Genomic DNA, 12,267 nt, shown 5'->3' on the forward strand with positions numbered 1-12,267 from the left:
GCAATCCCATGTAATCGCAGCACAGGATTTACCCCCTGTTATACCGCATAGCGGAACGTATCAATCAATATTGCACAGGATATTACTTACCTGCGACTTACTGATGTGGCGTGGCAGATTTAACCGGATCGCACTTCTGCGATGAAATGGTCATCGCGCGGCGCTCGTAATGCTATGAAGGAAGTTCGCGCGACCATGCGTAACATCGCCGCCCGTTGCCCCCTTCCCCAAAAGCCGACGCCTAGTTCGTATGCGGCGGCGATGCCGGGCTCGAAGACGCCATGGGCGCAGTCGCCCTGAGTGGCTCAGGACGGAGCGGTCTTCGGCCAAATCCAGGGGGCCTGCCCGCGCCGGGCGTCGCGATACGCGGCTATAGCCTCGGTCCGCGACAGCGTCAGGTCGATATCGTCCCAGCCATTCACGAGCTTGCGGCGCCAGATCTCGCTTAATTCGAACCCGTATTCCCGATCATCGACGAGGAAGCGCCGCGTCTCGAGGTCCACCCGGACTTTGGCCGTTTCGGTTCCGAGCGCTTCGAGAATCGCCCCCGCCTCGGCAGTTCGCGCCGGCAACAAGCCGTTATTGACGGCATTGCCCGCGAAGATTTCGGCAAAACTCTCCGCAACGACCACGTGGATGCCCGCGTCGATCAGCGCGTAGACGGCCGCTTCGCGCGACGACCCGCAGCCGAAGTTCGGCCCGGCGACCAGCACGCTGATGCCTGCGTGGCGATCGAGCGGAAAGGCGTCGTTTCCCTCGCGCAGGTCGGCGAAGAGGTAGTCACCGTATCCTTCCTTCCGGCTCGCGGACATGAACCGCGCGGGAATGATCTGGTCGGTGTCCACATTCGCCTGTGGGAGCGCGGCGGCCAAGCCGTCGTGGGTGGTCCAGCCGGCCATCAGGACTGCTCCATCATCAGTGCCCGGGCATCGGTTAGCCGTCCGGTGACAGCGGCGGCGGCAACCATGACGGGCGACATGAGATGGGTCCGCGCGCCCTTACCCTGCCGTCCGCGGAAATTCCGGTTCGTCGTCGATGCGCATCTCTTGCCGGGCGCGACGACATCACCGTTCATGCCGACGCACATGGAGCAGCCCGAAGCGACCCACTCGAGCCCGGCCTCGACGAAGATGCGGTCGAGCCCCTCCCTCTCGGCCTCGGCCCGGACCAGCATCGACCCGGGAGAGACCACCCCCGGCACACGGGCGCTGCGACCCTTGAGGATCGCGGCGGCGGCGCGCAGATCCTCGATCCGGGCGTTGGTACAGGAGCCGAGGAAGACCTGATCGACGGCAATGTCTTCCAGCCGCTGTCCAGGCGTCAGCCCCATGTAGTCGAGCGCCTCCCGCGCGGCCCGTGCCCGACCGCCGTCGAATGTGCCGGGATCGGGGATCGTGGACGTGATCGGCAGCGCCTGCTCCGGGGTCGTGCCCCAGGTGACGGTGGGCGCGATGTCCGCCGCGTCGATCCGCACCTCCCGGTCGAAGCGCGCCGCCTCGTCGGTCACCAGTTCGCGCCACGCGACGCACGCCCGGTCCCAATCGTCCCCGTCCGGCGCGAACGGGCGACCCTTCAGGTAGGCGATTGTCCTGTCGTCCGGCGCGACGATCCCGAAGCGTGCGCCACCCTCGATCGAGAGGTTGCAGAGCGTCATCCGTCCCTCCATCGAGAGATCGCGCACCGTCGATCCGGCATATTCCACGGCATGTCCCGTGGCGCCATCGGTCCCGAGCTTCGCGATCCAGTGCAGCGCGATGTCCTTGGCGGTCACTCCGGGTCCGAGCATGCCGTCGATGCGGATGCGCATCGATTTCGGCCGTGCCTGCCAGATCGTCTGGGTTGCCAGGACATGCGCGACCTGCGTCGCGCCGATCCCGAAGGCCAGCGCCCCGAAGGCGCCGTGAGTCGATGTGTGGCTGTCGCCACAATTGACGAGCAGCCCGGGCAGCGTCAGGCCCTGCTCCGGCCCGATCACGTGCACGATGCCCTGGCGGGGGTCGCGCAGTCCGAACAAACGGATGCCGTAACGCTCCGTGTTGCGCTCGAGCCGCTCCAGCATCTGGGCAATGGCCGGGTCGGCGATGGAGGCGCGGCCACGCGTCGGCGCGTAATGATCGGCCACGCCGAAAGTGAGTTCGGGTGCGAAGACCGGAAGGTCGCGTTCGGCCAGTTTCGCGAAGGCATGATGCGAACCCTCATGGACGAGGTGCCGGTCCACCCAGAGAAGCGACCCGTTCTCTTCGTCGAACGCCACCTCATGCGCGTCCCAGAGCTTGTCGAGCAGCGTGCGGCTCACGAGCCGGCCTTCCCGCGGCGATCACAGGATATTGTGTCCGCACGGCGAGCCCCGACCTCCCCGGCGTGTACCGTTTCCATATCAAGCTCGAAACGATCGGGGCTATGGAGCGAAGAGGGAGGCTCGACGGAGCCGCTCGATGACACACCGAAGCCAGCCGCGGCGAATGTCGGCCCTCTCTGCTGCACCGGGTCAACCGTTAAGCGCCAATTGCCATGCGCGCGGGATCGGACAGGACAATCGATGGAATCGCGAACCTTCAACCCTCTACCGCCGACCCGGTCGGCCTGTCTCGACTCCACGGTCGGATACAAATGACGCGCGTTCGTCCCGGGCACGAAATCATCATTCGGAAGCGACCTATCCGAGCGGAATCTCGCGCCTCCCGGAATGACGGACCTGGCGTTGTCTCCCATCGGACCTCCATTCCGAACCGCTTCGGCAATCGACACTGAATCATACTTTTGACGCGATGGTTCACCAGATTCGACCTGAAGCCAACAGGCCGCCTCACGGTCGAAGATCATGACGTTTGGACGGGATAGCGAAGACGGTCTGGCGTAGATTGCGCCACAAACCCCATTCTTCCCCTAATGTGCGTAACAGCCGGCTTTGGGGGATCGATCCCGGACGAGGTTCGGTCCGGATGAGCCAACAGGTCAAGCGCTTGCGCTTTTGCAAGGCGTGGCAGGCCATGGTCACCGCCCTAAAGAGGCTTGCCCGCCCGTAGACCCCGTGATCCTAAGTAGAGGAATGCGCCGGCACTGATCGAGCTGGGGCTGACCGGGTGGATCGTTCCCCATGGCACCATAATCATCACGCGGGAGGACGCGCATGACTGACCGTATCGATATGAACCGAATGTCGTTGCTACCCATCGCCCCCTCGCCAGGTATCCAATGTCTCGGAGGCGTTCACCAGCAGAGGGCGGGAAGACGGGAGATCGCCGCGGCCCCGCAGGATCGCGAGCTTTCGGCGCGGCGTCCGACATGCAAGGTCGATGACGGTCGTGTTTTGCGTGAGTTTAGAACTGGCTCAGGCGCCACGGGCACGGCGATGACCTGCTCCGAGGCGGAAGCCGAGACTGAGGTGTCGTCATGAGCCTCCGCGCCCGTCTCGCCGCCGATGGAATCCTCGTCGCCCCCGGCGTCTATGACGGGTTGACCGCCGCACTCGCCGAGGAAGCTGGGTTCGAGGCCCTCTACCTCTCCGGGGCCGCGGTGGCCTATACCCGGCTCGGGCGGCCCGATATCGGCCTGACCTCGATGTCGGAGATGGCGGATACAATGGCGCTCGTCGCCGACCGGGTTTCCGTTCCCGTGATCATCGATGCCGATACCGGGTTCGGAAACGCCCTCAACGCACAGCGCACGATGCGCGTCTACGAGCGCGCAGGCGCCTCCGCGTTGCAGGTGGAGGACCAGACCTATCCGAAGCGGTGCGGTCACCTAGCCGAGAAATCCCTGATCCCCAAGGCAGAGATGGCGGGCAAGATCGCCGCCATGGCCGATGCCCGCGACTCCGACGAAATCCTCATCATCGCGCGCACGGACGCGATCGCTGTAGAGGGGATCGATGCGGCGTTCGACCGTGCCGAAGCCTATATCGACGCAGGCGCCGACGTGCTCTTCGTAGAGGCGCCGCGCACGGGCGCCGAACTTGCCCACGTGGCGGCCTCGTTCCGCGATCGCCTGCCCCTGCTGGCCAACATGGTCGAGGGCGGCGCCACGCCGATCTCCGCCGCCTCCGATCTCGAGGCCATGGGGTTTTCCATCGCCATCTTTCCGGGCGGCATCGTCCGCGCGCTCGCCCGGACGGCGCAGGATTATTATGGAAGCTTGCATGCAAACGGTTCGAACCGTCCTTTCATGGACCGGATGTTCGACTTCGCGGGCCTGAACGACGTCATCGGAACCGACCGCATTCTCGAAGCGGGGCGGAAATGGGATGGTACCAAGGGCTGACATCGCTTCATTGCCTCTGCCTTGGCACGGTAACAGCGAGCGGAAGCCCGTGAGCTATCGTCCGGATATGTCGATCGAGAAGCTTCGACGGGCGCCGGAGGATAGGGCCCGGCCCGGCGAACGAGGTTCAACGCGGCGCGGTCGAGCTTTAACGAGCCGGAACTACGCGTGAGGCCGGTATCGGACAGGTCGTCGGTATCAAAAATCGAGAAAGCAACGCTCGCCACGCCGGTCGTGCGGACCCACGGCCGACGCACGCGATTAAGCCGTGCGATGACCTGCCCTGGATAAGTCGAGACCGCTGCGTTGCCCACTTCCGGGGCTCTCGCCTGGCGGCCGCCATCCGCAGCCGGAGCGGAGCGGGCCACGGGTTGCGGTGCGGGCGTCTCGGCAGCCGTACGTTGAGGCGGTTGCGTCCGCTCGAACTGCCGCTCCCGCCTGGACGGACGCGGGGAGGAAGAGACGACGCCCTGTTCGGGTTCCTCCGCGGAGATCGTATCGGGCGTCGTCGGCGCGGCCGTGTCCGGTGCCGGATCCACCACGTCCGGGGAGACGGCCACTTGCGGCAGACCGCGTGCGGCGGCAGGCGTCCGGTCGGCCGCTGACGCTATGGCCGATCTGTCGGCATCCGGAACGACGAGTTTCGGTCGAGAAGTATCTTCAGAGGTTTCCTCGGCGCGATCGGGCTGGATGGCCTCGACTTCCGGCTCTCCGACAGGCTCGAGGGGCTCGGGCGCATCCGGTCCCTGTATGCCCTCTGCCAGATCGGCAAAGCTCGTCCCGAGCTGAGCCTCGATAGGGGTAGGCCGACCACCGCCTTCGGCCTTCACCGGGGCCTCGGCCATGATCGTCACGACTGCGGCGGCCGATATCGCGACGGCTCCCGCCCCGCGAGCACCTTGGCAATCCGCGACGAGGGGATCATTCCAATCCCCGTTCGGCCACGAGCCGTACCCGACGCGCGCAAGTTGGCCGAGACCTGCACGAGGCGCGATGCGGCGAGATTCCGGTCGGGAACAATGCGGATCGCCCCGCGCGCCTCGAGTGGCAGTTCCTCCACGTAGGCGGCAACCGAGGTCACCTCCGCCCCCCTGAACGCAAGGCGGCCGTCGGCGCGGATCACGAGAGCATCGGGCAGGGCCCGGCCTTCCAGATCCTCGGTCCTGACGAGCGACAGATCGTCATCGAGTGGCGGCGCGATCTGACCGACGACTATGGAGAAGACCAGCATCATGAACACGACGTTGATGAGCGGTATCGTCGGCTACCGGTTCAGCGTCTCTTTCATGCGCATCACGACGCATCAAGGACGGTCGGCAGGACGCCCGGCGCACCGCGCAGGATATTCAGAAGATCAGTCAAGCGCTGCGCCGTTACGTCTCCGCCGAGGGAGATAAGGAGGCTGCGGGGCAGATCCGCGTCGCCGGGCAGAGCGGCACGCAGGCCCTCGAGCGCGACGGCCTCGCCGTTCAGGCTTACGCTTTTAGCATTGAAGCGCAGGAAAAGCGGCGGCGCCTCATCGGGCGCTCCTCCACCTGCCGCCGCTTCGACGAGGTCGATCTCGGGGAACCGCTAGAACGTCGACAACAGCATGCAGAACAGGAGCAGCAGGAAGATCACGTCGATAAGGGATGCGAGCGACAATCTACAGCGCCGTCGGCTCACCTTATGCATCGGCTAAGCGGCCCGCGGGCGTCGTGACCGACCGCAACGTTCCGATCGGCGTCCGAACGGTGGAGATCGCTCGTTCCGCCAGGACGCGTTCCGCATCCATCTGGCTTTCGAACCATGATAGGATCACTGCCGGGGGCATCGCGACCGCCAAACCCACCGCCGTCGTAAGATGCGCGACCCAGATCCCGCCTGCCAGCAAGCTCGGGTCTACTCGCGAGCCCGCGGCCTGAAGCGACTGGAAAGCCTCGATCATGCCAGGAACCGTGCCGGAAAGGGCGAGGAGAGGGGTGAACTGCACGACGGAATCGAGAAACCGGAACCCCCTTTCGAGTGCCGCGAAGCGTGTCTCGGCCTCGGCGGAAAGGCGTGTCGCCGCCGAGAAACAGCGCGCCGCTTCCATCCGCAAGGACCTGCGCACGCATCGCGGAATTCTGCGCGGCGAGGGTCATGTCACGGCCTACTGGCAGATGGATTGAGGCTGCATCATCCGCCGCCCGACCCCTGAAACGATTGACTGGAACGAAACGGACCTCGCCATTCCACGACTTCTCGCCCTCGCGGCGATCCTCGTCACGACGTCCGGCGCCCATGCGCAGGATTTTCCCGTGACCGTCGAACACGCCTTTGGCACAACCCGGATCGATGCCCCGCCGGAGCGCATCGCGAGTGTCGGCTGGGCCAATCACGAGCTGCCGCTCGCGCACGGCATCGTCCCGTCGGCTTCGCGCGCGCCAGTTGAGGCGGCGACGACGGAATGCTGCCTTGGGTCACCGAGCGCCTCGACAGGCTTGACGCCGAACCCCCCATGCTCTTCGACGAGGACGACGGCATCGATTTCGAGGCCGTCGCCGCGACCGATCCGGACGTGATCCTCGCCGCCTATTCCGGCATCACGCGCTCCGATTACGAGACACTGAGCCGCATCGCGTCCGTCATCGCCCATCCTGAGGCGCCTTGGACCGCGACCTGGCGCAAGATGATCCGTCAGAACGCCGCCGGGATCGGTACGGCAAAGGCAGGTGAGGAGTTGGTCCGGAGGCTTGAGAAGCGGATCGAGGAGGCCGTGGCAAAGCATCCCGACCTCGCGAGCAAGACCGGCATGTTCGTCACCCATCTCGATCCGTGCGATCTGAGCACGATCCACTTCTACGCCGAAGCCGACCAGCGCGTTCAGTTCCTCCGCGATCTGGGCATGGAGATCCCACAAGCCGTCCGTACGGCCAGCGAGGCCGATCAATATGCCTAAAGGATCAGCGCCGAACGCGTGGATCTCTTCGACGACGTGGTCGTCACCCATGGCGACCGTAACGGCCTCGAAAAGATGGCCGAGAACCCGCTCATCACGCAGTTCCCCGCGGTCGCGCGCGATGCCGTCGCCCTCATTGGCGACGACGCGATCGGCGCCACGGCGAACCCGACGCCGTTGTCGCTCGACGCGTATCTCGGGCTGCTGTCACGCGCCGCGTCGCGATAGCCCGATGCCCGCATCGCTGGCCTCGACATCGCTGAAGATCGCCGTTGCGCTCGTCCTGCTCGGCATCGCCGCTGTCTTTTCGGTGACGATCGGCACGCGGTCGGTCCCCTGGACCGAGATCCGTACTGCGCTCGGCGGACAGACGGAAACGATCGGTTCCGCCGCGGTCGCTGTGCGTCTGCCCCGAACGGCCCTCGCGCCTCTCGCGGGCGGCGCGCTCGGGGTCGCAGGCGACGTCATGCAGGGGATCAATCGCAACCCCCTCGCCGATCCCTGGATCCTGGGCATCAATCGCGGCGCGGCTCTCTTCGTCGTGACTGGGATCGCCTTCTTCGATCTCTCGGGGCCGGCGGCGTATCTCTGGGTGGGCGTCGCGGGGGCGGGCGCGGCCGCGATCTTTGTCTACACGATCGGCGCGCTCGGCCGCGACGGGCCGACACCGCTCAAGCTGACGCTTGCCGGGACGGCGACCTCCATCACGGCTTCGTCCTCCCTCATCGCGGTGGTACTGCCGCGCAATGACATCGCGGGCAACGTCTAGGCCTAGCTTATCGGCGGCGCCTGGTTCGACACGATCGTGCCCGCGCTGCCCTTCTTCGCCGCGGGGCTCCTTCTGTGCCTCGCGTCGGGGCGCGTGCTGAACGCACTGGCGCTTGGCGAGGACATGGCCAGGGGCCTCGGCCAGAACGTTACCGTCGGACGTGGGCTCGCGGCACTCGGCGCGGTCCTTCTCTTCTCGGCGGCGGCGGCGCTATGCGGGCCGATCGGGTTCGTGGGCCTCGTCGTTCCGCATGTCTGCAGGCTCCTCGGAGGCATCGATCATCACGTGCTGATCCCGGCCTCTGCCATCGGCGGCACCACGCTGCTCGCCCTGACCGACGTGTTCGGGCGCGTCATCGCGCGGCCGAACGAACTCGATGTCGGGGTCGTCACGGCATTCGTCGGGACGCCCGTCTTCATCTGGACGGTACGGCGTCGGAAATGGCGCGGTCTATGAGCGGGATGTCCGACCCGACGCTCGTCGCTCGCGCCTTCTCGCCCGCGCGTGGCACGGGGATCGTCGCTGTGCTGTCGATGGGGTGGCGGCCCTATTCGCGCTCGCGTGCGGCCAGGGCTGCATCGCGCCCGGGGACGTGGTCGCCGTCCTGGGCGGCGAGGATGTCCCCGGCGCGACGTTACTGGTCCGCGATCTGAGATTGCCACGGGCGCTTCTGGCGCTGGTGGCGGGCTGCTGTTTCGGTCTCGGCGGCGCGGCTTTCCAGCTCATGCTGCGCAACCCCCTTCGCGAGCCCCGGTATCATCGGGATCAGTTCCGGCGCCCGGACGGCCGCGGTCTTCGCCATTGTCGCCTTGGGCCTAACGGACGGGGCTGTCTTCCTGATGGTCGTCCTTTCCGCGCTCGGCGCGGCGGCTGCGATCTGGGGATTGTCTTCGGAGGACGGGGCCGCCGGGACACGACTGATCCGCAAAGGAATTGAGGTTTTTTGCCATGCTAGACAGCGTGACCGCCTACCTGCTTCTCGTCGCGCAGGCATGGGACCGGACCGATGCGATGCGCTGGCTCACCGGCAGCGTCAACGGCACACACCTCTCGCATTTCTGGCCGGTGGCGGGCGCGATCGGGATTTTCGGAGGATTGCTGATCGCCACCGCGCGGGGGCTCGGCGTCGACCCGGACCTGACCCGCCTATGCGTGACGGTGGCCAGCGTCGGCCTGATCGCCTTTGCCACGGCCGCAGCGGGCCCGATCGCGTTCGTAGCGGTCCTCGCCGGCCCGATCTCGGCGCAGCTGACCGGCGGGCGTACCCGCTTGCCCGCCGCGGCCACGATGGGCGCGATCCTCGTCCTTGGCGGCGATTACGCAGGACAATTCCTGTTGCCCGCCCGGCTGTCCTCCGGAGCCGTGACCGGAGGGCTCAGCGCGCCGAACCTTCTCTATCTCATCGTTCGTGCCAACCGGGCCGGAGGACGGCCATGACCTAAGCGCACCGTCTCAAAGCCGTCGATCTGTTGGCGGGATACAACCACGCGCGAATCCTGAACGGCGTGTCTCTCGCGCCGTTGCCGGGGCGGATCACGTCCATCGCCGGCGGCAATGCGTCCGGCAAGTTCACACTCCTGCGGACGCTCGCGCGCCTGGATCGCGAGGGCACTCGCGCAGGAAACCGGCCTGCTGCTTCTGGATGAGCCCACGACCTATCTCGATGTCACCCATCAGAACGACGTCCTCGACCTCTTTATGGATCTAAGCCGGTCGCGAGACTCGACGATCGTCATGGTCTTGCACGATCTCAATCTCGCCGCGCGCTATTCGGATCGGCTGATCGCCATCGCCGACGAACGCATTCATGTCGAGGGCCGCCCTTGGCGATGTCCTGACCTCAGACAACGCCCGTGCCGTCTTCGATCTCGAAAGCCGTATCGTCATTGATCCGAGCTATGGCGACGCAGAGGGACAGCCCTTCCGGATTCCGAAATAAGTTGTCTGAACTGAACTCTTCATGTCTTGCCTCCTACCCCCCATCCCCCGCTTCGGACCACACTGTTCTGCGGATCGATCATCGTTCCGGGCGGGCTCGCCGCACAGGATGCGGTCCATCTGCCCGGGATCGTCCTCGAAGTCGGTCCGGCCGACGATGACTAGACCATCGTCGCCGAAGAGATCGCCACCGGCGGAAAGATCACCGCCGATATCCTCGATGTCCCCGCCACGGTGTCTGTCGTCACGAGTGCTGAAATCGAACGCCGCGGTGCGGATTCGATCTAGGACGTTCTGTAGTACACCGCGGGCATCGTGACCGACAATTACGGCGCCGACGGCCGCTTCGACTACTTCTCGATCCACGGCTTCGATGCCTGCACCTGTCGCGATGGGCTGACCCTGGGGGCGAATTTCGGCGGATCCGCGAGGAGCCTTTTGCTTCTGAACGGGTAGAGATCTTCGAGGGGGCGAACTCCTCCCTGTTCGGCTTTTCCAATCCCGGCGGGGCGGTGAACTACGTCATGAAGACGCCACGCAGCGAGCGGTTCGGCTCGGCCTACGGTTCCATCGGTTCATTCGACAGCGTCGAGATCGGCGTCGATTTCGGGGATGCGCTGATCGCTGACCGAGCGCTCTCCTACCGCTTCGCCGGCCTCGTACGTGATGGGACGCACGAATATCCCTATTTCCGCGACGACGAGGTCTTCGTGATGGGCGGGATTTCCTGCCGGCCGCAGGAGGGCAGCGAGCTCACCTTCGTGCTCGATCATCTGGATCGCGACGATGTGCCGGGCAGCGGTGGTTTCCCGCTCGGCTACGATTTAGACCGCAGAGAGGCATTCTTCGGTGAGCCGGACTTCAACTATCGCGGGGCCGAACGGACCACCGCCACCCTGATCGGCCGGCATGATCTCGGCAACGGGTGGCGCCTTGGCGGAACCGCCCGGCTCAGCGACGGCGCCGACGATTTCGGTTATGCCTATGTCTCGGGCCAGACGACGATGGAGGCCGAACGAAGTTTCTTCGTCAGCGGTGGCGAGAAAGACGTTGCAATCGCGGATATCCAATTAGCCTATGATGGGCAGTTCGGATCTGTCTCGACGACGACGCTGATCGGGTTCGAGGCCCGTCACTTCGCATCGAACGGGCAGAGCCTATTCGCTGCCGCCCCGTCCGTTTCGATCTCCTATACGGGAAAGCCGGAAAGCGTTCCCCTCTTCGCAGATACCGAGACTGAAAGCAGAGGCGGTGCGATCTACTTGCAGGAAGAGCTCGACTGGCGAGACAGGGTCATCGCGTCCTTCGGGCTGCACCACGACTGGATCGACATCACCGAACGCGACCGCATCGCGGGTTCGACCGCGACCAACGAATCGTCGAGAACGGGACATCCGGCAATGCCGGCAACCAACCGGCGCGCGTCCCGAACCATCTTGCCTCGATCCGAGCGAGCTACACGCTGGGGGGCATTAGCGCACGCGGCGACATGACCTTCGGCCTCGGGGCGTGCTATAGCGAGGCCTTTTTCTACGATGATACGAACAGCGTCGGGGAATCCGACGATTTCGTCGCCGTCGACGCGTCCTACAGGTATGCCATTACCGACCGCACCGAGTTGGCGCTCAACGCAACGAACCTCTTCGACGAGAAGCACGTCTCGTTCGGCGGTTTTTACGCCGATTTCTACAGCCCCGGTCGTGAAATCGAGGCGACCCGCCGGCATCGTCGGTAAGCCGTCAGGCGCTGGCCCCGTGCCGGCGCCCGGCCCGAGGGAAACGGAGGGTCAGTCGATAACGAGAAAGCCAGAACGGTCATGCCCGGTCCGGGCACCTTCCGAGCTTCATGGGGCCGCTATCCTTGCGATCCCCTCGAAACATACGCTCCTGCGCAATGGCGCATTGCGCGGTCGATTACCCCATAGGCATGCGCTTCCGAGCATGTCGCAATGGTGGCCGATCGGGACGGTTCGACCAAAGGTGGTGCGGGATCCGGGTGACATTCGATGCCGGGATCCCACAACACTGCGGACAAGATCGTACCGGGCTGGCCACCCGGATTCGGGTCCGTCAACACATCCTTCTCGTGTCTGTGGCAGGAATAAGCTATTTAAAGCAAGTCATTGCAAACATTGAATAAATTCACGTTTTACTCACGTGAGTTCGAGCGTGACGTGTCTTATCCAAGACGTAGCGATACCGATGGAGAGACAAATGAACGCCAAGACCGACCTGCTCGCCCGCGCCCTCGAGACCACGAACGAGCCGTTCTCCGGACCCCGCATCCGACCCGCCGCGAAGGTCGAGATGGGCACCGGCTGCAATCCGCCCCGCATCCGCCCCGCCGCGAAGGCCGAGATGGGCACCGGCTGCAACCCGCC

Annotated in this window: 11 protein-coding genes and 2 pseudogenes; 9 read left to right on the top strand and 4 right to left on the bottom strand. The window is 65.2% G+C overall.

Features of this window, described 5'->3' with window-relative positions; translation table 11 throughout:
* Window positions 1-305: 305 nt before the first annotated feature.
* On the bottom strand, window positions 306-899 hold the full coding sequence (gene leuD / locus LX81_RS13295; RefSeq protein ID WP_111537816.1) for a 3-isopropylmalate dehydratase small subunit: 594 nt from the start codon (window positions 897-899) through the stop codon (window positions 306-308).
* Window positions 899-2,296: a 3-isopropylmalate dehydratase large subunit gene (leuC, locus tag LX81_RS13300; RefSeq protein WP_111537817.1), complete on the bottom strand. Its 1,398-nt coding sequence runs from the start codon at window positions 2,294-2,296 to the stop codon at window positions 899-901. The genes leuD and leuC overlap by 1 nt, the downstream gene beginning before the upstream one ends.
* Before the next feature lie 1,097 nt (window positions 2,297-3,393).
* Between leuC and LX81_RS13305 the strand changes: the two genes are divergently transcribed.
* Window positions 3,394-4,260, top strand: coding sequence for an isocitrate lyase/PEP mutase family protein (locus LX81_RS13305; protein WP_111537818.1), 867 nt, complete (start codon window positions 3,394-3,396; stop codon window positions 4,258-4,260).
* An 850-nt stretch (window positions 4,261-5,110) separates the two neighbouring features.
* Here the strand turns inward: LX81_RS13305 and LX81_RS13310 are convergent.
* Together LX81_RS13310 and LX81_RS13320 are read right to left on the bottom strand one after the other, a co-directional pair.
* Window positions 5,111-5,494: a biopolymer transporter ExbD gene (locus LX81_RS13310; protein WP_308418335.1), complete on the bottom strand. Its 384-nt coding sequence runs from the start codon at window positions 5,492-5,494 to the stop codon at window positions 5,111-5,113.
* A 432-nt stretch (window positions 5,495-5,926) separates the two neighbouring features.
* A pseudogene (locus LX81_RS13320) lies at window positions 5,927-6,304 on the bottom strand (MotA/TolQ/ExbB proton channel family protein); the annotation flags it as partial.
* A 384-nt stretch (window positions 6,305-6,688) separates the two neighbouring features.
* Here LX81_RS13320 and LX81_RS22810 point away from each other — a divergent pair.
* The 8 genes and pseudogenes from LX81_RS22810 (at window position 6,689) to LX81_RS22240 (ending at window position 11,622) form a co-directional block, all read left to right on the top strand.
* Window positions 6,689-7,180 carry an ABC transporter substrate-binding protein gene (locus LX81_RS22810; RefSeq protein WP_234822606.1) on the top strand — a complete coding sequence of 164 codons (492 nt, stop codon included), beginning with the start codon at window positions 6,689-6,691 and terminating at the stop codon, window positions 7,178-7,180.
* Between the two features lie 18 nt (window positions 7,181-7,198).
* A complete protein-coding gene (locus LX81_RS22815) occupies window positions 7,199-7,408 on the top strand; it encodes a hypothetical protein (RefSeq protein ID WP_234822607.1) in 210 nt (69 codons plus the stop codon).
* Between the two features lie 4 nt (window positions 7,409-7,412).
* A pseudogene (locus LX81_RS13330) lies at window positions 7,413-8,405 on the top strand (FecCD family ABC transporter permease).
* Window positions 8,326-8,886, top strand: a complete 561-nt coding sequence (locus LX81_RS23330) for an iron chelate uptake ABC transporter family permease subunit (protein ID WP_111537820.1) — start codon at window positions 8,326-8,328, stop codon at window positions 8,884-8,886. Before LX81_RS13330 ends, LX81_RS23330 begins: the two are co-directional and overlap by 80 nt.
* Window positions 8,887-8,897: 11 nt before the next feature.
* The gene (locus LX81_RS13340) at window positions 8,898-9,386 is read left to right on the top strand and encodes an iron chelate uptake ABC transporter family permease subunit (RefSeq protein ID WP_111537821.1); all 489 of its coding nucleotides are present in this window, start codon (window positions 8,898-8,900) and stop codon (window positions 9,384-9,386) included.
* Window positions 9,387-10,202: 816 nt separating this feature from the next.
* Window positions 10,203-10,343, top strand: coding sequence for a hypothetical protein (locus tag LX81_RS22230; protein ID WP_170133937.1), 141 nt, complete (start codon window positions 10,203-10,205; stop codon window positions 10,341-10,343).
* 68 nt (window positions 10,344-10,411) lie between these two features.
* Entirely contained in the window at window positions 10,412-11,380 is a 969-nt protein-coding gene (locus tag LX81_RS22235) for a TonB-dependent receptor domain-containing protein (RefSeq protein ID WP_170133938.1), read from the top strand.
* A complete protein-coding gene (locus LX81_RS22240; RefSeq protein ID WP_234822610.1) occupies window positions 11,332-11,622 on the top strand; it encodes a TonB-dependent receptor in 291 nt (96 codons plus the stop codon). The genes LX81_RS22235 and LX81_RS22240 overlap by 49 nt, the downstream gene beginning before the upstream one ends.
* Window positions 11,623-12,267 lie beyond the last annotated feature (645 nt).

The organism is Palleronia aestuarii (assembly GCF_003253995.1).
GTDB classification, from domain to species: Bacteria; Pseudomonadota; Alphaproteobacteria; order Rhodobacterales; family Rhodobacteraceae; genus Palleronia; species Palleronia aestuarii.

What these genes read in the sequence shown, in the direction of transcription:
- leuD (WP_111537816.1), bottom strand. Translation starts at nt 899, where the DNA reads ATGGCCGGCTGGACCACCCACGACGGCTTGGCCGCCGCGCTCCCACAG.
- LX81_RS13305 (WP_111537818.1), top strand. Translation starts at nt 3,394, where the DNA reads ATGAGCCTCCGCGCCCGTCTCGCCGCCGATGGAATCCTCGTCGCCCCC.
- LX81_RS13310 (WP_308418335.1), bottom strand. Translation starts at nt 5,494, where the DNA reads ATGATGCTGGTCTTCTCCATAGTCGTCGGTCAGATCGCGCCGCCACTC.
- LX81_RS22810 (WP_234822606.1), top strand. Translation starts at nt 6,689, where the DNA reads ATGCTGCCTTGGGTCACCGAGCGCCTCGACAGGCTTGACGCCGAACCC.
- LX81_RS23330 (WP_111537820.1), top strand. Translation starts at nt 8,326, where the DNA reads ATGTCGGGGTCGTCACGGCATTCGTCGGGACGCCCGTCTTCATCTGGA.
- LX81_RS13340 (WP_111537821.1), top strand. Translation starts at nt 8,898, where the DNA reads ATGCTAGACAGCGTGACCGCCTACCTGCTTCTCGTCGCGCAGGCATGG.
- LX81_RS22235 (WP_170133938.1), top strand. Translation starts at nt 10,412, where the DNA reads ATGAAGACGCCACGCAGCGAGCGGTTCGGCTCGGCCTACGGTTCCATC.